We start from the raw sequence: 25,257 nt of genomic DNA, 5'->3' as shown, positions 1-25,257 counted from the left end.
CGTATATCCCGGATATCATCTGAAAAGCCATAGCAGTTACATAGAGTTATTCAATCCAGTACCGGTTTTGCGAGCCCAGCGATCCACCCTCCCAAGCGAAGTTGGCGATCCGAAACCGGTGCGGGCACCTCACGAAACATTGATGAAAGCGCGTCTCCCATGGCTTCGAGTCTTGTGCGCAATGCGATTGTTCTTGGTCTTCTTTCCGCCGTCGGTCCCTTCGCGATCGACATGTATCTCCCTGCCTTGCCGACGATTGCCGCCGACCTCCATGCGGAAACCGGCGCGGTGCAGATGAGTCTGCTTGCCTTCTTCATCGCCTTGGCGATTGCCCAGCTTTTCTGTGGGCCTCTGTCGGACATGGTCGGGCGCAAAGTCCCGCTTTACGGTGGGCTGATTCTGTTCGCCATCGGCAGCGTCGGCTCCGCGCTGGCGACCAACATTGATGTGCTGGTGCTGTTTCGCTTCCTGCAGGGGTTGGGTGCTGCGGCGGGCATGGTGATTCCGCGCGCTGTGGTGCGTGATCTGCATACCGGCGTCGAAGCGGCGCGGCTGATGTCGCTGTTGATGCTGGTCTTCTCCATTTCGCCGATTCTGGCGCCTCTCACGGGCTCGGTCATTATCAGCTTCTTTGGCTGGCGTGGCGTGTTCTGGGCTGTTCTGGTCGCGGCGATTATCGGCCTTGTGCTGCTTGCGACGGCCCAACAGGAAACGCGAACGCGTGAAGCGCGGCTTGAAAGCAGCGTTGGGAGCGCGCTGCGCGGCTATGGCCGCTTGCTCAAGGACCGCTATTTCCTAGGGCTGGTTTTCGTCGGCGGCTTTGGCATTGCCTCGTTCTTCGTTTATCTGGCCAATTCATCCTTCGTGCTCATCGATCACTACGGTCTGACCCCGAACGAATATGCGCTGGCTTTTTCGGCCAATGCGGTGTCGTTCTTCGGCGTTTCCCAGCTGAATGGTTGGCTGGGCGCGCGATTCGGGCTGCGCCGTGTAATGCGCTTTGCCGTATCCGGTTTCGCTGCCGCCATGCTCGCTATGTTCGCAGCCGTACTGATGGGGCATCAATCGCTCTGGCTGATCGCAAGTTTCCTGTTCGTCGGTTACGGCTTCCTCGGGCTGGTGATCCCAACCACGGCGGTTCTGGCGCTGGAAGATTATGGCGCGATTGCCGGTACGGCTTCGGCGCTGATGGGAACGCTGCATTTTGTGATTGGCGGTCTGGCGATTGGCATTACCGGTTCGTTCTTCGACGGAACGGCTGTGCCTATGGTCGGCGGAATCGCCGGTTGTGCGCTGACCGCATTCGTGCTGACGCAGATCGTTCTCTCCCGCAAAGCGAGCGATCTCGATACGGAAGCAGCAGCAGCCTGAATTGAAGAGGGAAAGTGGAGGCTTCTGTTGCCAGGTGCCTCCGAACCCCGCCTTAAGGTGCTAACCCTAAGGGCTTTAGAGTGGGTTTCCCGCACCGCCATTAGGCAGCGAGAGCATAACCCTGAGCTTTGTTGTCATTTGCAACTACTCAATTGACCCGATAACGGTGGTATCATGCCGAGTAAAAGAGCGATCTTTACACCCTTGTCGATCCTATTTCGCCCCCGCCACAGCACAGACCAATCATAGAGCCTGTGTTCTGGTGGAGGCGCCGGGTACCGCCCCCGGGTCCAATGGGTTTATTACACCGTCCGTTTATCACCATAGCTGGCTTGCGCCAGCGAGACGTATATAGGCGCGGTCGATCCATATTGGAAGAGGGGCGGTTATATTTGTCAGGGGCAAATTTACTCCTGAATTTTCTGAAATATGAATAGGGCAGCTCGTTTCGTCGCTTCGGGAAGCGAAGCAACTTCAAGCGTTTCATGCTCGGTATGTGCGCCCGAACCCCATGGCCCCAATCCGTCAATACCCGCTTTTACATAAGGCGTGATATAGGAAATATCCGCGCCGCCACGCTCCTCAGGGGCGACTGCCTTCAGCGCAGGGCCGCCAAGTTGCTGCGATATGGCGCTATATTGCAAGAGCAACGCATAATTGGCGTTGGTTGCTGGCATTGCCGGCATGATATCCTGAAACTCGACCTTGCTGTGTGTCCCGGAAAGCGGCTGCGCTGTGATCTTTTGCAGGGAGGCTTCAATCGCGTCACGTTCATCCTTCGTCATGAAGCGCAGATCGCCATGCGCCAAAGCATTGGGCGGAACGATGGTCTTGCGCCCGCTGGCGATCCCGGTTCCCTGATCGATGTCCTCGTTGATTTGCTGCCCGCCAAGGAGAAGGCCTACATTCATGGTGATATCGGGCGTTTTCGTCAGTTCCATACGCAATGCATCAATCACTCTGGCTATTTCATAAACAGCGCCAAAGCCGACATCGGGCTGGAAAATCTGCGAGGAATGCGCGGCATTTCCGGTGGCGGTCAGAAACCACTCGGACAGGCCGCGTCTTGAGACGACCAGTTCATCGGGGGCAAGTGCAAATTCAAACCCCAGCGCAATATCGCTTTGTTTCGCGGCGTCCATCAGAACTTTCCGGGAGAGGCTCGTCGGTCGCGCCGCCAATTCCTCGTCGCCGGTCATGACGATTGTGATATTCGCATTTTTGAGCGCATCGGCGTTTTTAAGCGCCTTCATCGCATAGAGAATGGTGACCAGTCCGCCCTTGTCATCGATGACGCCGGGGCCGCTTGCCTGTTTTCCGTCATGAGAAAGGGTGAAGTGCTGGAACTTGCTTGTTGGCGGAAACACCGTATCCAGATGCGCGATCAGGAGAATGCGCGTCTTCGCGTTTCCGGTATGTCTGGCGACCAGTGTGCCCGCATGTTTCAAGTCTGCCGGAAGATCATGCCATCGAACATCAAAGCCAAGCGCTTCGAATTCCGGTTTCAGAAGATTCCCGATTTGCTTCACGCCGTCGGCGTTTGCGGTTCCACTGTTGATATTGACCAGTTTTTCAAGCAGCAACAGCTGCTCATTTTTATGATCTTGAATATAACCCGCAATATCTTTCTGCGAAATGTCCGCTGATGCCGAATAGGCATGAGCTGGATAAAGAAAAATATGCAATGCAGTGATAATAGATAAGGATCGAAACATAATAAAACCTGTCGTAAAATTGGAAGTAGATTTCAAATTTTTATCAAATAGGCGTTATATGCGTGAAGAAATTTTTATACCGAGATTATGTTAAGTTAGATTTTGTTCTTTGCAGGGCAAAAGCTCAATCTCACGGGTTGTTTCTCATAATTGCCGTTGACAGCTTGCTCTCACTGGTCAATCTTGGTCGCATATATATTGGAAAGGCTGGAGTTTTCTTCCGGTCTATCCGGAATTGCGGTTTAGACTGGGCGGTGTGCCCCACTGAAGGAGAGCCGATATATGAGTGAATACCTCGCAGATGTCCGTCGCTACGATGCCGCCGCCGATGAAGCGGTTGTCGAGAAGATCGTCAAGCATCTGGGCATTGCGCTACGCAATCGCGACTCCTCGCTCGTTTCGGCGACCGATCCGGAAGAACTGAAGCGTGTGCGCGACAGCTGGGTTGGCAAGAAGCTCGGCGTGACCGATGCCGCCAAGGCAGAAGAAGTGGTGAACCACGTTGCGGAAGTCATGAAGGGCGACCGCAACAAGCACCGCGTGACCTTCTATTATCTGGTGGCAAAGCAGCTCGGCAAACTCGGCGATCTCTGATCGGTGCATATTGCCTGTGGAATTCCAACCCCGGTGCCCCGCGCCGGGGTTTTTCCTTATAGTAGGGTCGAAACGAATCGATCTCGAAAACCCTATCCGGGAACATCCCATGCGCACCTATCTCGATCTTCTCCAGCATGTGCTCGACAACGGCACCGATCGCGGCGACCGCACGGGAACGGGCACGCGCTCGGTTTTCGGCTATCAGATGCGCTTCAATCTGGAGGAGGGCTTTCCGGTCCTGACCACCAAGAAGCTGCATCTGCGCTCGATCATCTATGAGCTGTTGTGGTTTCTGAAGGGCGATACCAATATTGCCTATCTCAAGGAAAACGGTGTTTCGATCTGGGATGAGTGGGCCGACGAGAAGGGCGATCTCGGCCCGGTTTACGGCTATCAGTGGCGCTCCTGGCCAGCGCCGGATGGTCGCCATATCGACCAGATCTCCAATCTCATGAAGATGTTGCATGGCAATCCGAATTCCCGCCGCCTGATCGTGTCGGCCTGGAACCCGGCGCTGGTCGATGAAATGGCGCTGCCGCCGTGCCATTGCCTGTTCCAGTTCTATGTCGCGGACGGAAAACTGTCCTGCCAGCTCTATCAGCGTTCGGCGGATATATTCCTCGGCGTGCCGTTCAACATCGCTTCCTACGCGCTTTTGACCATGATGATCGCGCAGGTGGCGGGCCTCAAGCCCGGCGAATTCATCCATACGCTGGGTGACGCGCATATTTATTCCAACCATTTCGAGCAGGCGCGGCTGCAATTGACGCGCACGCCGAAAAAGCTGCCGGTCATGCGCATCAATCCGGATGTGAAGGACCTGTTTGCCTTCCGTTACGAGGATTTTGCGCTGGAAGGCTATGAAGCCGATCCGACGATCAAGGCGCCGATTGCGGTATGAGTGAGAGCGTGAACACGGATAAGCCGGTCGTTTCGATTATCGTGGCTGCAGCCGAGAATGGCGTGATCGGGCGCGACAACGATATGCCATGGCGGCTTTCGACGGACCTCAAGCGCTTCAAGGCGCTGACGCTCGGCAAGCCGGTCATCATGGGGCGTCGCACATGGGAGTCGATCGGGCGACCCTTGCCGGGACGACCGAACATCGTCGTGACCCGCGATGCGAATTTTCAGGCTGAAGGCGTACATATCGTCGGCTCGCTGGAAGAGGGCATTGCGCTTGGGCGCAAGCTTGCCGAAAAGCTCGGCGTTGGCGAGGTCTGCATCATTGGCGGCGGCAAGATTTATGCGCAGGCTTTGCCGCTGGCGGACCGCGTGCATCTGACGCGGGTTCTGGCGGCAATCGATGGGGACACACATTTCCCGGAGATTAAGCCCGATGCGTGGCGTCTGGTCTCGTCGGAAGACGTGCCAGCCGGCGATAAAGACAGCCATCCGACCCGCTATATGGTTTACGAAAAGCGTGTTGCGTAAAGCATAACATAGGAATTTTATTGCGCTTCCGTTGAAAGCGCGCCTCCCGATGCCTATAAAACGGTAACATTAGTTGATGACGGGGGTTTGCGCCTTGCTTTCCCGTCTTCCGGGAGCATCTCCGTTAAAAGCGCTGAGGCGTTTTTTGCCGGAGATGCGGGAAACAGAAGCTTAGAGGTGAGGATGCCCTGGAGCAATCAGAATGGCGGCGGCGGCCCATGGGGTGGCGGCGGCGGTGACAACAATAATAACAACAATAATAATGGCCCCTGGGGACAGGGCCCGAAGGGTCCGCGCGGGGGCGGCCAGAATACGCCACCTGATCTCGAGGATATTTTGCGCAAAGGCCAGGATCGCCTGAAGCAGGTGTTCCCCGGCGGCGGTGGTCGCAGCGGCGGCAATCGCCCGATCTATTTCCTGATCGGCGCGGCCTTGCTCGGCTTCTGGGTTTTCCAGTCCGTCTATACAGTACAGCCGGATGAACTGGCGGTTGAACTTCGTTTCGGCAAGCCGAAGGCTGAAGTTTCCGAACCTGGCTTGCATTTCCATTGGTGGCCGATTGAAACCTATGAAAAGGCGCAAATCGTCGAAAAGCAGATCAATATCGGCGCTCAGGGTTCCCGTACTGCGACGCAGGGTCTGATGCTGACCGGCGACCAGAACATCGTGAATGTCCAGTTCTCGGTTCTCTATCGCGTTTCTGATCCGCGCGCTTACCTGTTCAATGTCGACAGCCCGGATGCGATGGTGCAGCAGGTTTCGGAAAGCGCGATGCGTGAAATCGTCGGTCGCCGCCCGGCGCAGGACGTTTTCCGCGACAATCGTGCCGAGATTGCGCAAAGCGTGCGCGCTATCGTGCAGCAGACACTCGACACCTACCAGGCCGGTATTCAGGTCAATGCCGTGTCGATTGAAGACGCATCGCCGCCGCGTGAAGTGGCCGACGCCTTCGACGAAGTGCAGCGCGCCGAACAGGACGAGGATCGATTCATCGAGGAATCGAACCAGTATTCCAACCAGAAACTCGGTCAGGCCCGCGGTGAAGCCGCTCAGCTTCGCGAAGAAGCGGCAGCCTATAAGAACCGCGTCGTTCAGGACGCCGAAGGTGAAGCGCAGCGTTTCAGCTCGGTTCTCGGCCAGTATGAAAAAGCCCCGGAAGTGACCCGTAACCGTCTCTTCCTCGAAACCATGGAACAGGTGCTTAAAAGCACCAAGAAAGTCATTGTGGAACCAGGAAAGGACGTCGTGCCCTATCTGCCGCTGAACGAATTGATGCGCCAGCAACCGCGCGCAGGCGCAACTCCGGGTGCAACCGTGACCACGACCCCCTCGACCGGCGGAGGTGCACAGTAATGGCTCAGAACAGACTTCCGATCATTGCCGGCATTATCGCTGTCCTCGCCTTCCTGCTTTATTCCGCGACGTTCATCGTTTCGGAGCGCCAGCAGGCAATCGTTCTTCGTTTCGGTCAGATCGTCAGCGTGAAGACCGAGCCTGGCATCTACTTCAAGTTGCCATTCGGCTTCCTTGACGCCGATACGGTGCAGATGATCGATGACCGCTTGCTGCGTTTCGATCTGGACGACATCCGCGTTCAGGTTTCGGGCGGCAAGTTCTATGACGTCGATGCGTTCCTCGTCTATCGCATCACCGATGCCCGCAAGTTCCGTGAAACGGTTTCGGGCAGCACGCTCCTTGCCGAACAGCGCTTGCGCACCCGTCTCGATGCATCGCTGCGTGGTGTCTATGGTCAGCGTGGTTTTGAAGCCGCTCTTTCTGAAGAGCGCGGCGACATGATGCGTGAAGTGCGCGATCAGCTTCGTCCTGATGCGACTTCGCTCGGCCTGACCATCCAGGACGTGCGTATCCGCCGTACCGATCTGACGGCAGAAGTCTCGCAGCAGACCTATGAGCGCATGAAGGCGGAACGTCTGGCGGAAGCCGAGCGTCTGCGTGCCCGTGGCCGTGAAGCCGCCCAGCGTATCCGCGCCGTGGCCGACCGTCAGGTTGTGGAAACGATTGCCGAAGCGCGCAAGGAATCGGAAATCCTTCGCGGTGAGGGCGATGCGCAGCGCAGTGAAATCTACGCAGCCTCCGCATCGAAGGATCCGGGCTTCTTCGCCTTCTATCGTTCGATGGCCGCTTATCGCGAAGCGCTCGAAACGCCGGATACGACGCTGGTTCTCTCGCCGGATTCGGAGTTCTTTAAGTTCTTCCGTGATGCTGGCGGCAAGCTGGCAACGCCTTCGCAGTAAAGTGCGGGAACAGCTCTCATGAGCGATTTTCTAGCCGCCGTAGGACTTCTCTTCGTTATCGAGGGGCTGCTCTACGGCGGCTTTCCTTTTTTCGCCAAGAAGCTCGCCCGGGAGGCGAGCGAAGCACCGGAAGGCATGTTGCGCATTGCCGGTATAGCGGCGCTTGCCATCGGCGTCGGCATCGTCTGGCTTGTCAGGGGATAAGCACCTCTGGTTCCGTTATTTATGGCCCTCTGCCTATACGGGGCCGTAAACAGGCCTTAATTTGCGGCGATCTAACCTTTAGGTTATTTGCGTAGATATTCAGGATCGGAGCAGAGCTTTATGGCAATCGTACCGAAGGCGGGATTCGCTCGCACCCTATTCGCAACCGTGGCAATGGGCGCGCTTGCTGTCACCGGAACGCTGACGGTCGCAACGCCGCCTGCCTTTGCTCAGGACGCTCCCGTGAAAGGCATTCAGGGGCCGGGTTCTGTCGCTGATCTCGCAGAAGGGCTGCTGGATGCGGTGGTGAATATCTCCACCTCGCAGACCGTGAAAGACGATGGCGGCGAGGGCGATGGCCCCGTGCCGATGCCGAAAGTGCCGGAAGGCTCACCGTTTCAGGAATATTTCAAAGACTTCTTCAACAACAAGGACGGCGAACAGAGCGACGAGTCGCGCAAGGTGCAGTCGCTTGGATCGGGCTTCGTCATCGATGCCGAAAAGGGCTTCATCGTCACCAACAATCACGTCATTGCGGATGCCGACGAGATTGAAGTCAATTTCAACGACGGCACCAAGCTGAAGGCCGAGCTGGTCGGCAAGGATATCAAGACCGATCTGGCTGTCCTGAAAGTCGATCCGGCCAAGCACAAGCTCAAGGCCGTGCAGTTTGGCAATTCCGACAAGGCGCGTATTGGCGACTGGGTTCTGGCCATCGGCAATCCGTTCGGGCTTGGCGGAACCGTGACCGCCGGGATCATTTCGGCGCGCAAGCGCGATATCAATTCCGGCCCCTATGACGATTTCATCCAGACGGATGCTGCCATCAATCGCGGCAATTCGGGCGGCCCGCTGTTCGACATGAGCGGTCAGGTGATCGGCATCAACACGGCGATTATTTCGCCGTCCGGCGGCTCCATTGGCATCGGCTTTGCCATTCCGGCCGAAATGGCAGTGGGCGTGATCAACCAGCTGAAAGAATTCGGCGAGGTCAAGCGCGGCTGGCTCGGCGTTCGCATCCAGCCGGTGACGCAGGATATTGCCGACAGTCTTGGTTTGAAAGAACCGAAGGGCGCGCTGATTGCCGGGCTGATCGAGAATTCCGGCGTGGACAATACGGCGCTGAAGGCTGGCGATGTGGTTATCCGCTATGAAGGCAAGCCAGTGGATACCGCCCGCGATCTGCCCCGCCTCGTGGCCGAAAGCGCGGTCGGCAAGGATGTGGAAATCGTCGTTGTCCGTGACGGTGCGGAACAGACCGTCAAGGTGAAGCTCGGTCGTCTTGTGGAAGACGACAAGAGCACGGAAGCTGCTACCGAAGATCAGGCGCCGGTTCCGGATGGAGCGGAGGGTGAGGATGGTGAGGAAGCGCCAGCCACCCCGAAGCAGGAGCAGAAGAGCGAAGCCACCGGCCCGTCCGTGCTCGGCATGAGGCTCGCTGCGCTCAACGACGATGTGCGTGGCGAGTTCGGGATTGCCGAAGACGTGCAGGGCGTGGCGATCCTCTATGTCGCTCCCGGTTCGGCTGCGGGCGACAAGCGCGTTGAAACCGGCGATGTCATCGTCGATATCAATCAGGTCACGGTCAAGGCGCCCGAAGACGTGAAGAAGCGCATCGATGCGCTGCGACGGGAAGGGCGCAAGAATGCGCTGTTCATGCTGGCGTCACGCTCTGGCGAACTGCGTTTTGTGACGGTTCGGATCGACTAAACGCCTGTGCGAAATGAACCTGGAACGGCGCTGCGGATCATCCCGCAGTGCCGTTTTCATTTGCGATTTGAATCAAATAGCGGCAAGTGCTGAGAACGAGATTCAATGCCCGATTGGGTGGTGGAGTGGTGCGGGTTTGGAAACTGTCGATATTGTCGTGATAGGCGCGGGCGCAGCCGGGATGATGTGCGCCATCGAAGCAGCCAAGCGCGGTCGTTCCGTGCTGGTTGTCGATCATGCCAGGACGGCAGGTGAGAAAATCCGTATCTCCGGGGGCGGGCGGTGCAACTTCACCAATATCCATGCCAGCCCGAAAAACTATCTGTCGCGCAATCCGCATTTCTGCATCTCCGCCTTGAGCCGCTATACGCAGCGCGATTTCATCGCATTGGTCGAGAGGCATCGCATTGCCTATCATGAAAAGACGCTTGGCCAGCTTTTCTGCGATGGGTCGGCAACGCAAATCATCGACATGCTGCTTGGCGAGATGAAGCGCCACGGCGCGCGGTTGAAAACCTCCTGCGGTGTCGAGAGTATAGCCAGAATACTAGGAGAAGGGTTTGAGCTGCGGCTGATGGAAGGCGGCATCCGCACGACAGTCAGATGCCGTTCCGTGGTGGTCGCCTGCGGTGGCAAATCTATCCCGAAGATGGGCGCAACCGGCTTCGGCTACGACATCGCCGAGCAGTTCGGCTTGCGGCTGGTCGAGACACGCCCGGCGCTGGTCCCGCTGACTTTTGAACCGAAGACGCTGGAACGGTTGAAGCCGCTGGCCGGTATCGCCGTCGATGCGGTGGTGGCCTGCGGCAAGACGAGTTTTGCCGAGGCCATGCTGTTCACGCATCGCGGCATCAGCGGGCCGTCCATTTTGCAGATATCATCCTACTGGAAAGAGGGCGATGAAATCCGCATCAGCATGTTGCCCGGTACGGATCTGTTCGAAGCCTTGCGTGCGCAGCGCACGACAAATGGAAAGCAGGCCCTGCAGACAGCACTCGGCCTGTACCTTCCGAAGAAACTTGCACAGACAATCGCCGAGGAAAACGGTGCCAGCGGGCATCTCGCCGATATGTCCGACAAGCTGTTTCGGCGTGTGGAAGCTGCCGTCAATGATTGGCGCATCAAGCCCGCCGGATCGGAAGGCTATCGCACGGCGGAAGTGACGCTGGGCGGTGTCGATACACGCGATCTCGATTCGCGCACCATGGAGGCCAAGTCGGTGCCCGGCCTCTATTTCATTGGTGAAGTGGTCGATGTCACCGGCTGGCTCGGTGGCTATAATTTCCAGTGGGCATGGTCTTCTGGCTGGTGCGCCGGTCAGGTCGCATGAGCGCGATAAACGACGTGGCGTTTCAGTTGGGGCGTTTCGTCCGGTACGCGCGGATGATCGAAATCACTTGAAGGATCGCGCACCATGCCAATGCGCTGCATGACGTTCGTGGAGCGATCATTATTGTGTACGGCGAAAGAAACGACCTCAGACAGGCCCAGCGAACCGAAGGCGTAGTCAAGAAGAGCTTTGGCGGCTTCTGTCACAAAACCCTTTCCCCAGAAAGGGCGGGCTAGTCGCCAGCCGATTTCCACTGTTCCATCCGGCAAATGCGGCTCAAGATTGGTGCGGGCAAGACCGGCAAAGCCGATGCATTCACCGCTTGTCTTTTCTTCGAGCGCATAGAAACCAAGGCCGGTTTTCGAAATCATGGTGCGCAGCCGGGTGAAAAGTTCGTCCGACTGTTGCCGGTCGTGCCGGAACGGGAAGAAAAGCATGACATCTTCGTCGGAATTGATCGTGTGAAAGAGGTCGCGGTCGCGATCCTCCCAATTTCGAATGATGAGCCTTGGCGTTTCCAGAATGATCATTCGACGAAATCCGTTTTCCTGTAACCCTGAATGTAGAGAAGGGCAGTCAGGTCGCCATGGTCGATGCGAACCTTGGCTTGTGCCGCCACCGCCGGTTTAGCATGTAGCGCCACACCCGTTCCCGCGAGCTGGATCATGCCGAGATCGTTAGCGCCATCGCCGACAGCAATCGCATCCTCGGGCGTCAGCCCAAGACGGTCTGCAATTTCTTCCAGCCGTTCCACCTTGGCTTCTCGACCGAGAATCGGTTCCGCGACAACGCCGGTCAGCTTGGCGCCATCATCCAGAAGGAGATTGGCGCGGTCTTCATTGAAGCCGATCATTTCGGCAATACGGTGCGTGAAGGACGTGAAACCGCCCGAGACGAGCGCGGTATAGGCGCCGTGCTTGCGCATGGTGCGCACCAGTTCCGGCCCGCCGGGGGTGAGTGTGATGCGGGTGGCGATCACCTTGTCGATAACCTGAAGCGGCAAGCCTTTCAGAAGGGCGACGCGCTCGCGCAAGGCTGGTTCAAAGGCGACTTCACCGTTCATAGCACGGGCGGTGATTGCGGCCACATGGTCGCGCAAGCCTGCCTCTTCGGCCAGTTCATCAATGCATTCCTGCTGGATCATGGTGGAATCCATGTCGGCGATCAGGATTTTCTTGCGGCGGCGATCCTGCTCCTGCACAACCACGTCGACCGGTATGCCATCGAGTGCCGAGCGTAGCGCGGCGTCGGCTTCTTCGGCGCTCAAGCCGGTTGGCAGGGGGATATCGCAGGCAATACCATCTGCAAGCCAGTAAAGTCCTGTTGCATTCACTGCCGCTGACGCTTTAATCCCGAGCGACGGAACAAGAGCGGCCTTGGCCGGGTTGGTGATCAAAGTGGCAATGAGCGAAGCGGATGCAGACATGAGGGAGCGATTCCTGCGATGAGTGAGGAGGCGATCAAGAATGCCATCCTGATAGCGGGCCCGACGGCCAGCGGCAAGTCGGCACTTGCTGTTCATATGGCAAGGGAGACTGGCGGGTTCATCGTCAACACCGATTCCATGCAGGTTTATGACGTACTCGATCTGCTGACGGCGCGTCCGGGCGCAGACGATCTGGCTTCAGCCGGGCATCATCTCTACGGCCATGTTTCGCCGTCTGTGTCCTATTCCACCGGCAAATGGTTTGCCGATGTGGCATCCCTTCTGGCGCAGCCCGATCTTGAAGGACGGACGCCGATTTTCGTCGGCGGGACGGGACTTTATTTTCGCGCTCTGCTGGGCGGCTTGTCACAAATGCCGGAAGTCTCGCCCGATGTGCGCAATCATTGGCGCGCCCGCATGGAGGCGGAAGGGGCTGAAGCCCTGCATCGGGCGCTGTCGGAACGCGATCCGCAAATGGCGGCGACGCTCCAGCCGACCGATAGCCAGCGCATCGTGCGTGCGCTGGAGGTGATCGAAAGCACCGGAAAATCCTTGAGCGCGTGGCAGCAAAGCAAGGGCCATGTGCTGGTGGACGACCAGTCGGCGCGGAAAATTGTGCTTTTGCCGGAACGGGGCTGGCTTTCCGAACGTATCGCGCGGCGCTTCGCACTGATGTGGAATAATGGCGCAATTGACGAAGTGAAGGCGCTGTTGTCCTTGCAGCTTGATCGGGCGCTACCCGCGATGAAGGCGATTGGCGTTCGGGAAATCACCGCTTTTCTTGATGGCACCATGACTGAAGAAGAGGCCATTGAACGATCCGTCATTGCAACGCGGCAATATGCCAAGCGCCAGTCGACCTGGTTTCGCAATCAGCTGGATGAAAGCTGGAATTTTTTAAGTAATTCTGATGAAGCACTACTTCAATTAACGTCACCGAAATAACTAGCAGGCTATCTTCTGACAGGAGAGGCGGGCGCGAAACATGCGGTTTCATAAATCGGAGCGGGCATTTTTCATTCTGATTATTTTAATGTGCGGGATAGGCATTTTGCTTTATCGCGTGCATGTCGATTTGGGCTTGCTTGAAGCGACCTCCCTCAATGCATCCGCTGCCGAAATCGCAACTTCTCTCGGGCGGCTCAATCATGCGGCGATCTGGGTTCTCATTGCCTCCATCGTCTGCGGGCTTTTGCTGATCTATCCGCAAATCCGCACCGAGGCGCTGGATCGCGGCAAATTGCAGATCATCACGCAGGATTTGTCCGAACGGTCGCAGACGCTCGAACATGCCGCGCTCACCGACAGCCTCACCGGCATGCAGAACCGTCGTTATTTCGACGAAGCGTTGAAGGAATATCTGGTCCAGTTCGACCGTATCCAGCGGCCAGTCGGCCTGATGATTATCGATCTGGATCACTTCAAGGCGGTCAACGACACCCACGGACACGATATTGGCGACGTGGTGTTGCAGGAAGTCGCGCGCTGCCTGCGTGATTATACCCGGTATCACGATGTGGTTGCGCGGCTTGGTGGTGAAGAATTTGCTGTACTCGCTCCCAATATGGATGCAGAGCTGATGATCAAGCTCGCCAATCGGATCCGAAAAGCCATTGCCGGGCTGGAAATTGATCTTGGCGATGTGAAGCTGACGGTCACCGTCAGTATCGGTCTTGCGGTCTGGGACCGGCGCGAAACGTCGAAGGACCTTTATCGCCGCGCCGACAAGATGCTCTACGCCGCCAAGAATATGGGGCGCAATCGCGTCTGCGCCTGATATCGGGTCGTTGCAGGCGTCCCGTCAGCTCTCGTAATCCTTGCGGAAATTGCGCACCAGATCGCCAAGTTTCTTCATGCTTTGGGCTGTCTCGCTGTTATGCGAGACGATGGGAGCCGGTCGTTCCGGTGCAATTGGTGCAACCGCGACGGTCTCCAGCCTGCTGATCGTCGAAGGCTTTTCTAATAGATCGCTGTCGTCGGTCGGCTTTTCCGGCGCGCCGGGCTGCGCATTGTTTTCGAACGAACGAAGCCGGTCCACGATACGATCCAGCGCGATTCTGTCATCGACCTGCAAGGATGATGTCAGGCTTTCGGTTTTGCGTCGCCCCGGCAGCTGATGCGCTGGAACCGTTTCGAAGGTCAGTCGCATCGGTGTCGAAAACGCTTCGCCGAAGGCAATGGCTTCGCGATTGGCAATCGACGAGAGGAAACCGGCCATGCTGCGCGCGCCGCCGCGCAGCGCGCCCTTGATGATTTCCTGATCGCGCTCATTGCCGAGACGCATCGCGAAAATGGAATTGCATTGCGAAAGAATGGTGGCGTCCAGCTCGCCGGGGCGCTGGCTGATCACGCCGAGATAGGAGCCGTATTTGCGCCCTTCCTTGGCGATGCGGGCAATCGCCTGTCGCGTAGGCCAGAAGCCTGCATCCTTGTCGGCTGGAATATAACGGTGCGCTTCCTCGCAGATGACGAGGGTTTGCAGGCTGCCTTCGCTTGACATGGCAATGTCGAAGGAGAGGCGGCACAGAACCGAAGCAACGGCATTGACCACTTCGGACGGAAGGCCGGCAAGCTGGAAGGTGCAGATCGGCTTGCCATTATGCGGAATGCGGAAAATGCGTGCGATAGCCTGACGCATGGTTTCCGGCCCGCCGGTGACGGCGAACATGAAGCGGAAACGCGGGTCGCTGGCAATCGACTCCAGTCTTGCTTTCAGGTTGCGCAGATAGGGGCGCTCCGCCTTGCTGTCGAGAAGGCCGATCCTGTCATCGATCAGCGTCAGGAGATCACGCAGGCGATAGGCGATGGGCGTATCGACGCTGACCGTCCTGTCCGAAAGCTTGCGCCGCAAGCTGTGGCGTCCGCCGGTTTCACTGTCACTGGTTTTTTCGCGCGCAAGCTGCACGAGGTCGCGCAATATGTCGTATTCCGTCGGCTCCGGCGTGCGGCCGCGAAAGATAACATCGGCAAATTCGTCCAGTCGCAGCATCCAGAACGGCAATTCGATATTGGTCTGGTCTACTGCAATGGCGAGGTCTGGAAACGCGCCCGCAAATTCATTGTGCGGGTCGAGGATCAGGATGCGCAAATCGGGCCGCTGCAGGACGATGCGGCGCAAGAGCAGCATGACGGCGCTGGATTTGCCCACGCCCGTGGTGCCGACAACGGCAAAATGGCGCGAGATGAGGTCTTCAACCGAAACATAGGCCGGGACGGAGGCGTCCTGGGTCAGCGCGCCGATGGGTACGCTTGTCTGGCCCATCTGGGCATAGACTGCGGAAAGGTCGGAGGCGCGGATACGGTGGGCGATGGCGCCGGGATAGGGATATCTTGAAATCCCGCCGCTGAACGACATATGGCCATCCGGTTCGCCGCGCACTTCGCCCAGAAATTCGACATGGACATGGACGATGTTGTCGCCGCCGCGTGTCCAGGCATTATCGGGCACGGTGACATTGTGGACGAGGCCAACCAGGCGGTTGCCGCCCGACTGGATCGAGATCAGCTGACCGACGGTCCAGTAGTCATCGGACGCAGTGGAGGAGGGGCCGGACAAAGCCGCAATGATGGCGCGCTCGCCGTCGCACTGGATGACATGACCTTCCGTGCGGTTGCGCTGTACAAAGCCGCGGCCCTTCATCTCGGCACTACCGTCAATATCCCCGCCCGTGTTCATTCCGCCAACTTTCATAAGAGCTATCTGATGAAGCTAGCAAATCCGGGTTGAAATAAAGTTATCGAGAGGGTGGGGTGAATCTTAAGAAAATATCACAGGGCTCGTATTTATGCGTTGACGGCTTCTTTTCAGGCGATTAGTGTCCCGCCCCATGAACACGTTTATTATTCTTGTGGTACGGGCGCGCATGGGCAGGATGGTGTAACCATCCGGCGAAAGCTCCCATGCGCGAAAGACAGGCTCCCTCGGGGGCCTTTTTTATTATCCAAAAAAGCCCGATGCGGCTAAATCTGACACCGAAATACAGACTAGACGGGAAGAGAACGATGACTGCAGGTAAACAAGAGGCGGAAGCGACCGCCGCAGGATCTCAGGAAACAAGCCATCCACGCGAGATGACCGGCGCGGAAATGGTTATTCAGGCCATGATCGATCAGGGCGTGGAGAGCATTTTCGGTTATCCGGGCGGCGCAGTGCTTCCGATCTATGACGAACTGTTCCAGCAGGACAAGATTCAGCACATTCTCGTGCGTCACGAGCAGGGTGCTGGCCATGCCGCCGAAGGCTATGCCCGCTCCACCGGCAAGGTCGGTGTGCTGCTGGTGACATCCGGCCCCGGCGCAACCAATGCGGTCACCCCGCTTCAGGATGCGCTGATGGATTCCATCCCGCTCGTCTGCATTTCCGGTCAGGTCCCGACCTCGTTGATCGGTTCCGATGCCTTTCAGGAAGCCGATACGGTCGGCATCACGCGCCCCTGCACCAAGCACAACTGGCTGGTGAAGGACGTCAAAGACCTGTCGCGCATTCTGCATGAAGCCTTCCATGTTGCATCCACGGGCCGTCCGGGTCCGGTTCTGGTCGATATTCCGAAGGATATCCAGTTTGCCAAGGGCATCTACACGCCGCCGCAGACCACGCCGCGCACCACCTACCGTCCGGTTCTCGACGGCAATGCGCAGGCAATCTCCGACGCCGTCCGTCTCCTCGCCACGGCCAAGAAACCCGTCATCTATTCCGGCGGTGGCGTGATCAATTCCGGCCCGGCAGCTTCCCGTCTGCTGCGCGAGCTGGTTGAACTCGGCAACTTCCCGATCACCTCGACCCTGATGGGCCTCGGCGCCTATCCGGCATCGGGCAAGAACTGGCTCGGCATGCTGGGCATGCACGGCACTTACGAAGCGAACATGACCATGCATGATTGCGATGTCATGCTGTGCGTTGGCGCGCGCTTCGACGACCGTATCACCGGTCGCCTCAATGCCTTCTCGCCGAATTCGAAGAAGATTCACATCGATATCGATCCGTCTTCGATCAACAAGAATGTCCGCGTGGATGTGCCGATCATCGGCGATGTTGCGCATGTTCTGGAAGATATGGTTCGCCAGTTCCGCGCTTCCGAAAAGAAGCCGGAAAAGAAGGCCATCGCCGCCTGGTGGGAGCAGATCGACCGCTGGCGCGCCCGCAATTCGCTGGCCTATACGCCGAACAAGGACGTCATCATGCCGCAATATGCCATTGAGCGGCTGTATGAACTGACCAAGGATCGCAAAACCTACATCACCACCGAAGTCGGCCAGCACCAGATGTGGGCGGCACAGTTCTATGGCTTCGAAGAACCGAACCGCTGGCTGACCTCGGGTGGCCTCGGCACGATGGGCTATGGCCTGCCTGCCGCGCTCGGTGTGCAGATTGCGCATCCGGATGCGCTGGTTATAGACATTGCCGGGGACGCATCGATCCAGATGTGCATTCAGGAAATGTCGGCAGCGATCCAGCACAATGCGCCGATCAAGATCTTCATCCTGAACAACCAGTATATGGGCATGGTGCGCCAGTGGCAGCAATTGCTGCATGGCAACCGCCTGTCGCATTCCTATACGGAGGCGATGCCGGATTTCGTCAAGCTGGCGGAAGCCTATGGCGCGCACGGCATTCGCTGCGAAAAGCCGGGCGATCTCGACGCCGCCATTCAGGAAATGATCGACATCGACAAGCCGGTCATCTTCGACTGCCGCGTTGCCAATCTGGCGAACTGCTTCCCGATGATCCCGTCCGGCAAGGCGCATAATGAAATGCTGTTGCCCGACGAAGCCACCGACGAAGCCGTCGCCAATGCCATCGACGCCAAGGGCCGCGCGCTCGTCTGATCCGGAGGATTTGAAATCATGAATGCACAGAACCTAGCTTCCGGATCGGCCTACTTCATCGCGGCCGAGACCCAGACCCCGGAAACCCATACGCTTGCCGTCCTCGTCGATAACGAGCCGGGTGTCCTTGCCCGTGTGATCGGATTGTTTTCCGGTCGCGGCTACAACATTGAAAGTCTGACGGTTTCGGAAACCGAGCACGAAAAGCACCTTTCGCGTATTACCATTGTGACGCGTGGTACACCGCACGTGCTTGACCAGATCCGCCACCAGCTGGCGCGCATCGTTCCGGTTCACCGCGTGGTTGATCTCAGCCACCGTGCGAGCGAACTCGGGCATGATCGCCCGATCGAGCGCGAGCTGGCGCTGGTGAAAGTGGCTGGCAAGGGTGAAGCCCGCGCCGAAACGCTGCGTCTCGCCGATGCGTTCAAGGCCAAGGTGGTCGATGCGACGACGGATCATTTCATTCTGGAGATCACCGGCAAGACCGCGAAGATCGACCAGTTTATCCTGATCATGAAACCGCTCGGCCTCGTGGAAATCTGCCGCACGGGCGTCGCGGCGATGAATCGTGGTCCTGAAGGCATGTAAGTGCAACGTCTCTGCCAAGGGCAGGGATCGATACAATAAGGTTTAAAACCGGCACAATGTTTCGATTGTGCCGGTTTTTTATTGAGCTAATTTGTGCGGGTAAATCGGGTTCATCACATGTCTGTCGAAATATTTTTGGCGCTGATCGCCTTCGCTTTTGTGTCTTCCATCACACCGGGGCCGAACAATCTAATGCTGCTGGCATCGGGGGTTAATTTTGGCTTTCGGCGCACGATCCCGCATATGCTGGGTATCGGTGTCGGGTTTTTCGGCCTGCTTCTGGCCGTTGGCTTCGGTCTTGGCGTGCTGCTTGAAACGGTGCCAGCCTTCTACACCAGCCTGAAATTCGCGGGCGGCGCTTACATGCTCTATCTGGCATGGAAAATCGCAATGTCGCGTTCGATCGGTGAAGCGAAGGGTACTGGTGATGGCAAGCCGATGACGTTCATGCAGGCGGCAGCCTTCCAATGGGTCAATCCCAAGGCGTGGGTGATGGCCGTCACCGGCATTGCCACCTATGCCACGCATGACAATTACTATCTGGCCGTGTCGCTGGTGAGCGTTGCCTTCACGCTGGTCAACCTGCCGAGCGTGTCGGTCTGGGCAGGCTTTGGCATGTTGCTGCGCAACTGGCTGGATGATCCGGTGCGGCTCAAATGGTTCAATATCTTTATGGCTTTGCTGCTGATCGCGAGCCTCTGGCCGATGCTGAAGTAGCTCAATCGGAGCATCAAAATGCGTGCACTTCCTACCTATGACGATGTGGTTTCCGCCGCCGGACAGATCGAGGGCCATGCGCTTCGCACACCGGTTCTGACCTCTGCGGCGCTCGATGCCGAGACCGGCGCACAATTCTTTTTCAAGGCCGAAAATCTTCAGCGCATCGGTGCGTTCAAGTTTCGCGGAGCGTTCAATGCGCTTACCCGTTTCAGCGACGAGCAAAAGAAGCGCGGCGTGATTGCGTTTTCGTCGGGCAATCATGCGCAGGCGGTGGCCTTGTCGGCAAAGCTGCTTGGCATTTCCGCCACCATATTGATGCCGGAAGATGCGCCGCAGTCGAAGTTGGAAGCAACGCGCGGCTATGGCGCCAATGTCATCACCTTCAATCGGTATAAGGATGACCGTGACGCCCTGACGAACCGTCTGGCGGAGGAGGGCGGTCTCACCCTGATTCCACCCTATAACCACCCGCATATCATTGCCGGGCAGGGCACCGCGACCAAGGAGCTGATCGAGGAGGTCGGGCCGCTTGACGCGCTGTTCGTCTGCGTCGGCGGTGGTGGGTTGATTGCCGGATCGGCGCTGGCCGCCAAGGCGCTTTCGCCTGATTGCGCCGTTTATGGTGTCGAGCCGGAAGCGGGGAATGATGTCCAGCAATCCTTGCGGGCGGGCAAAATTGTGCGCATCGACACGCCGCAGACGCTGGCCGACGGTGCGCAGACGCAGGCGCCGGGCGACCTGACCTTTGCCATCATCCGCGAGAAGGTCACGGATGTTCTGGCCGTTAGCGATCAGGCCCTTGTCGACGGCATGAAGTTCTTTGCTCGTCAGATGAAACTGGTGGTCGAGCCGACGGGTTGTCTGGCTTTCGCCGGCGCCCGCCAGATGGCGGATCAACTGCGCGGAAAGCGCGTCGGTGTGATCGTCAGCGGCGGCAATGTCGACCTCTCCCGCTATACGGCTCTGCTTAATACGGCTGTTTGATCACGGTTTGATCTTGTTTTCGGGTCGCGAATCCTGTCTGAAAGAGCCATGCAGTTTTCACCGGAACAGGATCAGGCGCTCAAGGCCGTCGGACAATGGCTGAAAGACGGACGCAGTCCCATTTTCAGGTTGTTCGGTTATGCCGGAACGGGCAAGACGACACTGGCGCGCTATTTCGCGGAACATGTCGATGGCGATGTGCAGTTTGCCGCCTTTACCGGCAAGGCCGCGCAGGTTTTGCGTTCCAAGGGCGCCAGTAATGCGCGCACGCTGCATTCGCTGATCTATCGTCCGCGTGGCGAGGAAGCCGTTGAGGACGAGACGACAGGCAAGACGTCCATCGCGCCGACATTCTCGCTCAACCGGCAAAGCCCGGTCGCCAAGGCGGCGATGATCGTGGTGGACGAATGTTCGATGGTCGATGAAGCGCTTGGGCGCGATCTCATGAGCTTCGGAACGCCGATCCTTGTGCTGGGCGATCCGGGCCAGTTGCCGCCGATTTCCGGCGGTGGGTTCTTTACCGAGCATGAGCCGAACTATCTGCTCACCGAAATTCACCGTCAGGCGCAGGACAATCCGATTATCCGCATGGCGCTTGACGTGCGCGAAGGGCGCGAGCTGCCCTATGGCGATCACGGCGCGGCAAAGGTCATCAGCAAGAACGAAGTCAATCAGGACATGGTTTTGAAGGCCGATCAGGTGCTTGTCGGCACCAATCGCACGCGGCGGCGTTATAACCAGCGCCTGCGCGAGCTGAAGGGCTTTACGGCGGATTATCCGCAGGCGGGTGACAAGCTGGTCTGCCTGCGCAACGATCCGGCCAAGGGCCTGCTCAACGGGTCACTTTGGAAGGTCATGACCTCATCCAAGGAAACCGTGAAGCCCGGGATCAATCTGCTGGTTGCGCCGGAAGACGATGATCGCGGCGTTGCCAAGATCAAGCTTTTGAAGGCGCAGTTCGAGGACCCGGACAGCGAAATTCCGTGGCAGACCAAGAAGCGTTACGACGACTTCGACTATGGCTATGCCCTGACGGTGCACAAGGCTCAAGGTTCGCAGTGGGATGATGTGGTATTGTTCGATGAAAGCTATGCTTTTCGCGATACGCGCGAGCGCTGGCTCTATACGGCCATTACCCGTGCAGCAGAACGCCTGACGATTGTAAAATAATCAGCTTTCAATTGGTTTGGCGCTCAGCCACTCCCATGCGTCCTGTTCTTCGTCGGCTTCGAAGGAGCGCATTTCTATCGAGAGGAAGGGCTGCATCAGGGTGATGCTGGCCTGTATCCATAATGGACCGCCGACAATCGCATAGCGGCGCAGATGCTTGAGCGATTTTGAGCGCATTGAAAGCATGCTTTCGGAAAAAGCCGCGGTCCAGTCCACGCCCTCATAGCCGGTCAGGCGGATCAGCAGATCAATCTCGTCATATTGCTCATAGGCTGCGTCGAGCAGCCCATAAAGGTTCTCCAGCGATGAATCGTCCAAATGCCCTTCAATGGCAAAGGCGAATACATCATTCCGGTCCGTGGGAATGCGGCGGACGACGGGGATGTCCTCATTGCGCATCATCGGTCTCCAAGCGTCTTCTATGACCAATCGTCAATTCGTGCCCTGTCGGGACAGGATTCAAACGTCCAAACCGGGCGAAAGGTTGCGGATTGTTGTTCCAAATTCGGCAAGGAATAGCTTGGCCTATGCTCCAAAGACGGGAAACGGCAACATTTGGGGATGGGTCATCAGGTGCGACGGGAAAACACTCACACTTTCCTGCGGCGGGCGATATAAGAGCCTGACTCAAAAAGCGGCATGTGTGTGCAAAAATGGTGAAAATCGGCATTTGCAGCCACACAGGACGGCTTTTGGAACAGGCTCTAAAGCGAAAACCGATCATGGGAGAAATGCCTCCATGCCTGCGAAATTATCTGTCAATCTCAATGCCATCGCCATGCTACGTAACCGTCGCGATCTGCCCTGGCCGAGCGTCACCGGTCTCGGGCGAATTGCACTCGCGGCGGGGGCGGCAGGATTGACGGTGCATCCGCGCCCGGACCAGCGCCACATCCGCTTTTCCGATCTTGGCGATATTCGTGCATTGATCGATGATGAATTTCCGCAGGCCGAATTCAATATTGAAGGCTTTCCAAGCGAGGCCTTCCTCGATCTGGTGGAAAAGCACCAGCCGGAACAGGTGACGCTGGTGCCGGATGATCCGACACAGGCCACTTCCGACCACGGCTGGGATTTCCTGTCCAAGGCCGATTATCTGGCGCCCATCGTGGCGCGGTTGAAGAAGGGCGGCATGCGCGTTTCGCTGTTCGCCGATCCCGATCCGCTGGGTTATGAAAAGGCCAAGGCCATCGGCGCTGACCGGCTGGAATTCTATACCGGTCCTTATGGCGCGACCTATGACGATCCGGCAGCGGCAGCGCGCGAGCTGGACCGTGTTGGCAAGGCCTCGGATGCCGCAACGGCGCTCGGTCTTGAAATCAATGCCGGTCACGATCTGACGGTCGAAAATCTCCCGGCACTGGTCAAACGCATTCCACAATTGAAAGAAGTTTCCATCGGACATGGATTGACGGCGGACGCTTTGACGTATGGTATGGCGGCGACAGTGGGACGTTTTAACGCTGCTTTGGCTGGGTAATTGGCACGTTCAATGCGCAAAATGCATAGCTTTGACCTGAGCTTTGCGAAAAGCGCATTTGTGCCAAAGCTCAACAAGCTATAGGCGTCCGCGGCTGGTTCATCCGCGTCAGGAGCGCGCAGGGACGTATGAGGGAAGCATTGATACGGTTTTCCGAAATCCGCATTCCACATCGAAGTGCCCCGGCGTGCTTTGCCTTCGGGGCATCATCGGAGCAGCGCGTATGCACCGCTCGGTTCGGTGATGATGTTTGAACCGGATTGGGGCAAAGATGCGGCACGGTTGTTGCAATCCGCAATCTTTTGCGGGTGTACCTGTGAGTGGACTCCACACAGTATGATTTCCAGCCAGAATGATTTCAGGATGTTGCGAGGTGTCGGCAAATGAGCGACGAGCTGAACGGCCAGAACGCGCAATCGCAATCCTCCGCGCCGGATGCGGCGGTCACGCCGCTTGTTGGCGGTGTTGGCGCTGAAACCGGATATATCGGGGAAGAAAACGACCATCACAGCGACAGCATGAAGACGCTGGTCTTGGGCGCGCTCGGTGTGGTCTATGGCGATATCGGCACCAGCCCGATCTACGCTTTTCGTGAGGCGCTGCACACGGCGGCCTCTGACGGCGTCCTGTCGCGTCCGGATATTCTCGGCGTCGTCTCGCTGATATTCTGGGCGCTGACGCTGGTTGTCACGATCAAATATGTCCTGTTCGTGCTGCGGGCCGATAATAACGGCGAAGGCGGCATCCTATCGCTGATGGCGCTGGTGCGCGGCGCTCTGAAAGGACGTCCCAATCTCATTCTGGCCGTAGGTATATGCGGCGCAGCGCTGTTCTTTGGCGATGCCGTGATTACGCCTGCCATTTCCGTGCTTTCCGCGATGGAAGGCCTGGAAATCGTCGCGCCCAGCCTCACGCCTTTCGTGGTGCCCATTACGGTCGTCATCCTTGTGACGCTGTTTTCGGTACAAAAGCTCGGCACCGGCAAGGTTGCCATCGTGTTCGGGCCGATCATGGCGATCTGGTTTCTGGCGCTGGGCGCGTCGGGCCTCTGGCACATATTCGACGATCCAACCGTCATTTATGCGCTCAATCCCTATTATGCAGTGCGCTTTCTGGCCATTAGCCCCGGTATTGCCTTCATCACCGTTGGCGCGGTTTTCCTCGCCATGACGGGTGCCGAAGCGCTCTATGCCGATCTTGGCCATTTCGGGCGCAAGCCCATCGTGCGCGCCTGGCTGTGGATCGTGTTTCCATGTCTGGTGCTGAATTATTTTGGACAGGCCGCCTTCATCCTGTCGCATGGCGAAGCAGCGGCATTGCCGTTCTTCCAGATGCTGCCGAATTTCGCGCTGCTGCCGATGGTGCTGCTGGCGACGGCAGCAACGGTGATCGCCAGTCAGGCCGTTATCACCGGTGCCTTTTCCGTGGCGCGGCAGGCGGTGCAGCTCAACATTCTGCCACGCCTTGAAATTCAGCACACGTCGGAGAAGCTGCACGGGCAGATCTATATCCCGCGTGTCAATCTGCTGCTCGGCCTGACCGTGGTCATTCTGGTGCTGGGCTTTGAGAAGTCGACCAATCTGGCCGCAGCCTATGGTATCGCAGTGACCGGCAACATGCTGGTGACGACCGTGCTGCTCTATATTGTCATGACGCGGATCTGGAATTGGCAGGTCAGTCGTGCGCTGCCTTTGATGCTCGGTTTCCTGCTGATCGACATCATGTTCTTCAGCGCCAACATCATCAAGGTGCATGAAGGCGGTTGGGCTTCTATCGGCATTGCCGCAGTGCTTGTGCTCATCATGTGGACATGGGTGCGCGGCACCCGGCACCTGTTCCTCAAGACACGCAAGGGCGAAGTGCCGCTCGATCTCATCGTCGAGCAAATGGCCAAGCGCCCGCCAACGATTGTGCCGGGAACGGCTGTCTTCCTGACGGGCGACCCGAAAAGTGCGCCAACCGCGCTGATGCACAGTCTGAAGCATTATAAGGTGCTCCATCAGAACAATGTCATCCTGACCGTCGTGACCGCTTCGAAGCCGTGGGTCTCCAGCGCAGACCGCGCGCGTGTCTCGCAATATAACGAGCGCTTTATGCAGGTGACGCTGAAGTTCGGCTATATGCAGCAGCCGAATATTCCGCGCGCGCTTGGCCTTTGCCGCAAGCTTGGCTGGAAGTTCGACATCATGACGACCTCGTTCTTCCTGTCGCGCCGTTCGCTCAAGGCTTCGGTGCATTCCGGCATGCCTCTGTGGCAGGACAAGCTGTTTATCCTGTTGGCGCGCACGGCGTCGGACGCGACCGAATATTTCCAGATTCCAACCGGACGCGTGGTCGAAATCGGTACGCAGGTGAATATCTGATCGGGAATTCGCTTTAACAGACCGTGTTTTATCAGGGCGTTATCTGAGAATTTGATTCCGGATGACGCCCTAATTGTTTGT

23 protein-coding genes and 1 other RNA gene are annotated in these 25,257 nt (G+C 57.7%); 18 read left to right on the top strand and 6 right to left on the bottom strand.

Translation table 11 applies throughout. The features are described from left to right. Positions 1-159: 159 nt before the first annotated feature. Positions 160-1,371 (top strand): multidrug effflux MFS transporter, encoded by a 1,212-nt coding sequence (locus FIC94_RS04995; protein ID WP_109369385.1) that lies wholly within the window; start codon positions 160-162, stop codon positions 1,369-1,371. A gap of 13 nt (positions 1,372-1,384) precedes the next feature. On the opposite strand, the gene ssrA is transcribed toward FIC94_RS04995, so the two are convergent. Beyond that, positions 1,385-1,752, bottom strand: a transfer-messenger RNA (tmRNA) gene (ssrA, locus tag FIC94_RS04990). A 26-nt stretch (positions 1,753-1,778) separates the two neighbouring features. Further along, positions 1,779-2,954 (bottom strand): M20 family metallopeptidase, encoded by a 1,176-nt coding sequence (locus tag FIC94_RS04985; RefSeq protein WP_210237286.1) that lies wholly within the window; start codon positions 2,952-2,954, stop codon positions 1,779-1,781. A 414-nt stretch (positions 2,955-3,368) separates the two neighbouring features. Here FIC94_RS04985 and FIC94_RS04980 point away from each other — a divergent pair, with 414 nt between their 5' ends. From FIC94_RS04980 to FIC94_RS04945, 8 genes are all read left to right on the top strand, one after another. Next, entirely contained in the window at positions 3,369-3,680 is a 312-nt protein-coding gene (locus FIC94_RS04980; RefSeq protein WP_109369383.1) for a DUF2853 family protein, read from the top strand. A gap of 109 nt (positions 3,681-3,789) precedes the next feature. Then, entirely contained in the window at positions 3,790-4,584 is a 795-nt protein-coding gene (locus FIC94_RS04975; RefSeq protein WP_140024165.1) for a thymidylate synthase, read from the top strand. An 83-nt stretch (positions 4,585-4,667) separates the two neighbouring features. After that, positions 4,668-5,117, top strand: coding sequence for a dihydrofolate reductase (locus FIC94_RS04970; protein WP_371830894.1), 450 nt, complete (start codon positions 4,668-4,670; stop codon positions 5,115-5,117). A gap of 183 nt (positions 5,118-5,300) precedes the next feature. Then, on the top strand, positions 5,301-6,470 hold the full coding sequence (hflK, locus tag FIC94_RS04965) for an FtsH protease activity modulator HflK (RefSeq protein WP_235891956.1): 1,170 nt from the start codon (positions 5,301-5,303) through the stop codon (positions 6,468-6,470). Further along, positions 6,470-7,372 (top strand): protease modulator HflC, encoded by a 903-nt coding sequence (gene hflC, locus FIC94_RS04960; RefSeq protein WP_109369381.1) that lies wholly within the window; start codon positions 6,470-6,472, stop codon positions 7,370-7,372. The genes hflK and hflC overlap by 1 nt, the downstream gene beginning before the upstream one ends. A gap of 18 nt (positions 7,373-7,390) precedes the next feature. Next, positions 7,391-7,576, top strand: a complete 186-nt coding sequence (locus FIC94_RS04955; protein ID WP_109369380.1) for a DUF2065 domain-containing protein — start codon at positions 7,391-7,393, stop codon at positions 7,574-7,576. A 120-nt stretch (positions 7,577-7,696) separates the two neighbouring features. Further along, on the top strand, positions 7,697-9,286 hold the full coding sequence (locus FIC94_RS04950) for a DegQ family serine endoprotease (protein WP_140024163.1): 1,590 nt from the start codon (positions 7,697-7,699) through the stop codon (positions 9,284-9,286). 136 nt (positions 9,287-9,422) lie between these two features. Continuing rightward, positions 9,423-10,616 (top strand): BaiN/RdsA family NAD(P)/FAD-dependent oxidoreductase, encoded by a 1,194-nt coding sequence (locus FIC94_RS04945; RefSeq protein WP_140024162.1) that lies wholly within the window; start codon positions 9,423-9,425, stop codon positions 10,614-10,616. On the opposite strand, the gene FIC94_RS04940 is transcribed toward FIC94_RS04945, so the two are convergent. Beyond that, the gene (locus tag FIC94_RS04940) at positions 10,604-11,146 is read right to left on the bottom strand and encodes a GNAT family N-acetyltransferase (RefSeq protein WP_140024161.1); all 543 of its coding nucleotides are present in this window, start codon (positions 11,144-11,146) and stop codon (positions 10,604-10,606) included. The two genes, FIC94_RS04945 and FIC94_RS04940, sit on opposite strands and share 13 nt — an antisense overlap. After that, positions 11,143-12,042: a phosphoserine phosphatase SerB gene (gene serB / locus FIC94_RS04935; protein WP_140024160.1), complete on the bottom strand. Its 900-nt coding sequence runs from the start codon at positions 12,040-12,042 to the stop codon at positions 11,143-11,145. The genes FIC94_RS04940 and serB overlap by 4 nt, the downstream gene beginning before the upstream one ends. Positions 12,043-12,060: 18 nt before the next feature. Here serB and miaA point away from each other — a divergent pair, with 18 nt between their 5' ends. Further along, positions 12,061-12,987: a tRNA (adenosine(37)-N6)-dimethylallyltransferase MiaA gene (gene miaA / locus FIC94_RS04930; protein WP_140024159.1), complete on the top strand. Its 927-nt coding sequence runs from the start codon at positions 12,061-12,063 to the stop codon at positions 12,985-12,987. Between the two features lie 40 nt (positions 12,988-13,027). Next, positions 13,028-13,819: a GGDEF domain-containing protein gene (locus tag FIC94_RS04925; protein WP_140024158.1), complete on the top strand. Its 792-nt coding sequence runs from the start codon at positions 13,028-13,030 to the stop codon at positions 13,817-13,819. Positions 13,820-13,843: 24 nt separating this feature from the next. Here FIC94_RS04925 and FIC94_RS04920 read toward each other — a convergent pair whose 3' ends face one another. Continuing rightward, positions 13,844-15,718 (bottom strand): ATP-binding protein, encoded by a 1,875-nt coding sequence (locus tag FIC94_RS04920; RefSeq protein WP_235891955.1) that lies wholly within the window; start codon positions 15,716-15,718, stop codon positions 13,844-13,846. 326 nt (positions 15,719-16,044) lie between these two features. Here FIC94_RS04920 and FIC94_RS04910 point away from each other — a divergent pair, with 326 nt between their 5' ends. From FIC94_RS04910 to FIC94_RS04890, 5 genes are all read left to right on the top strand, one after another. Next, complete coding sequence (locus FIC94_RS04910) at positions 16,045-17,868, top strand: acetolactate synthase 3 large subunit (protein ID WP_140024157.1); 1,824 nt, start codon at positions 16,045-16,047, stop codon at positions 17,866-17,868. 18 nt (positions 17,869-17,886) lie between these two features. Further along, positions 17,887-18,459 carry an acetolactate synthase small subunit gene (gene ilvN, locus FIC94_RS04905; protein WP_140024156.1) on the top strand — a complete coding sequence of 191 codons (573 nt, stop codon included), beginning with the start codon at positions 17,887-17,889 and terminating at the stop codon, positions 18,457-18,459. A gap of 117 nt (positions 18,460-18,576) precedes the next feature. Continuing rightward, positions 18,577-19,176, top strand: coding sequence for a LysE family translocator (locus tag FIC94_RS04900; protein ID WP_140024155.1), 600 nt, complete (start codon positions 18,577-18,579; stop codon positions 19,174-19,176). Positions 19,177-19,194: 18 nt separating this feature from the next. Next, positions 19,195-20,163 carry a threo-3-hydroxy-L-aspartate ammonia-lyase gene (locus FIC94_RS04895; RefSeq protein WP_109369371.1) on the top strand — a complete coding sequence of 323 codons (969 nt, stop codon included), beginning with the start codon at positions 19,195-19,197 and terminating at the stop codon, positions 20,161-20,163. 48 nt (positions 20,164-20,211) lie between these two features. Continuing rightward, positions 20,212-21,333 carry an ATP-dependent DNA helicase gene (locus FIC94_RS04890; RefSeq protein ID WP_140024154.1) on the top strand — a complete coding sequence of 374 codons (1,122 nt, stop codon included), beginning with the start codon at positions 20,212-20,214 and terminating at the stop codon, positions 21,331-21,333. Here FIC94_RS04890 and FIC94_RS04885 read toward each other — a convergent pair whose 3' ends face one another. Continuing rightward, positions 21,334-21,732: a SpoIIAA family protein gene (locus FIC94_RS04885; protein WP_171318318.1), complete on the bottom strand. Its 399-nt coding sequence runs from the start codon at positions 21,730-21,732 to the stop codon at positions 21,334-21,336. A 340-nt stretch (positions 21,733-22,072) separates the two neighbouring features. Here FIC94_RS04885 and FIC94_RS04880 point away from each other — a divergent pair, with 340 nt between their 5' ends. Together FIC94_RS04880 and FIC94_RS04875 are read left to right on the top strand one after the other, a co-directional pair. Further along, complete coding sequence (locus tag FIC94_RS04880) at positions 22,073-22,813, top strand: pyridoxine 5'-phosphate synthase (protein ID WP_109369368.1); 741 nt, start codon at positions 22,073-22,075, stop codon at positions 22,811-22,813. Between the two features lie 518 nt (positions 22,814-23,331). After that, positions 23,332-25,176 (top strand): potassium transporter Kup, encoded by a 1,845-nt coding sequence (locus tag FIC94_RS04875; protein ID WP_371830893.1) that lies wholly within the window; start codon positions 23,332-23,334, stop codon positions 25,174-25,176. The last annotated feature ends 81 nt before the right edge of the window (positions 25,177-25,257 follow it).

The sequence above is a fragment of the Ochrobactrum teleogrylli genome (genome assembly GCF_006376685.1).
GTDB classification, from domain to species: Bacteria; Pseudomonadota; Alphaproteobacteria; order Rhizobiales; family Rhizobiaceae; genus Brucella; species Brucella teleogrylli.
Note: the sequence above shows the minus strand (reverse complement) of the source record. Positions and strands in the feature narration are given on the sequence as shown.

Excerpts from the sequence above, each read along its gene's own strand:
- FIC94_RS04995 (WP_109369385.1), top strand. The coding sequence starts at position 160 with ATGGCTTCGAGTCTTGTGCGCAATGCGATTGTTCTTGGTCTTCTTTCC.
- FIC94_RS04980 (WP_109369383.1), top strand. The coding sequence starts at position 3,369 with ATGAGTGAATACCTCGCAGATGTCCGTCGCTACGATGCCGCCGCCGAT.
- FIC94_RS04975 (WP_140024165.1), top strand. The coding sequence starts at position 3,790 with ATGCGCACCTATCTCGATCTTCTCCAGCATGTGCTCGACAACGGCACC.
- FIC94_RS04970 (WP_371830894.1), top strand. The coding sequence starts at position 4,668 with ATGCCATGGCGGCTTTCGACGGACCTCAAGCGCTTCAAGGCGCTGACG.
- hflK (WP_235891956.1), top strand. The coding sequence starts at position 5,301 with ATGCCCTGGAGCAATCAGAATGGCGGCGGCGGCCCATGGGGTGGCGGC.
- hflC (WP_109369381.1), top strand. The coding sequence starts at position 6,470 with ATGGCTCAGAACAGACTTCCGATCATTGCCGGCATTATCGCTGTCCTC.
- FIC94_RS04955 (WP_109369380.1), top strand. The coding sequence starts at position 7,391 with ATGAGCGATTTTCTAGCCGCCGTAGGACTTCTCTTCGTTATCGAGGGG.
- FIC94_RS04950 (WP_140024163.1), top strand. The coding sequence starts at position 7,697 with ATGGCAATCGTACCGAAGGCGGGATTCGCTCGCACCCTATTCGCAACC.
- FIC94_RS04940 (WP_140024161.1), bottom strand. The coding sequence starts at position 11,146 with ATGATCATTCTGGAAACGCCAAGGCTCATCATTCGAAATTGGGAGGAT.
- serB (WP_140024160.1), bottom strand. The coding sequence starts at position 12,042 with ATGTCTGCATCCGCTTCGCTCATTGCCACTTTGATCACCAACCCGGCC.
- miaA (WP_140024159.1), top strand. The coding sequence starts at position 12,061 with ATGAGTGAGGAGGCGATCAAGAATGCCATCCTGATAGCGGGCCCGACG.
- FIC94_RS04925 (WP_140024158.1), top strand. The coding sequence starts at position 13,028 with ATGCGGTTTCATAAATCGGAGCGGGCATTTTTCATTCTGATTATTTTA.
- FIC94_RS04920 (WP_235891955.1), bottom strand. The coding sequence starts at position 15,718 with ATGAACACGGGCGGGGATATTGACGGTAGTGCCGAGATGAAGGGCCGC.
- FIC94_RS04910 (WP_140024157.1), top strand. The coding sequence starts at position 16,045 with ATGACTGCAGGTAAACAAGAGGCGGAAGCGACCGCCGCAGGATCTCAG.
- ilvN (WP_140024156.1), top strand. The coding sequence starts at position 17,887 with ATGAATGCACAGAACCTAGCTTCCGGATCGGCCTACTTCATCGCGGCC.
- FIC94_RS04900 (WP_140024155.1), top strand. The coding sequence starts at position 18,577 with ATGTCTGTCGAAATATTTTTGGCGCTGATCGCCTTCGCTTTTGTGTCT.
- FIC94_RS04895 (WP_109369371.1), top strand. The coding sequence starts at position 19,195 with ATGCGTGCACTTCCTACCTATGACGATGTGGTTTCCGCCGCCGGACAG.
- FIC94_RS04890 (WP_140024154.1), top strand. The coding sequence starts at position 20,212 with ATGCAGTTTTCACCGGAACAGGATCAGGCGCTCAAGGCCGTCGGACAA.
- FIC94_RS04885 (WP_171318318.1), bottom strand. The coding sequence starts at position 21,732 with ATGCGCAATGAGGACATCCCCGTCGTCCGCCGCATTCCCACGGACCGG.
- FIC94_RS04880 (WP_109369368.1), top strand. The coding sequence starts at position 22,073 with ATGCCTGCGAAATTATCTGTCAATCTCAATGCCATCGCCATGCTACGT.
- FIC94_RS04875 (WP_371830893.1), top strand. The coding sequence starts at position 23,332 with ATGAAGACGCTGGTCTTGGGCGCGCTCGGTGTGGTCTATGGCGATATC.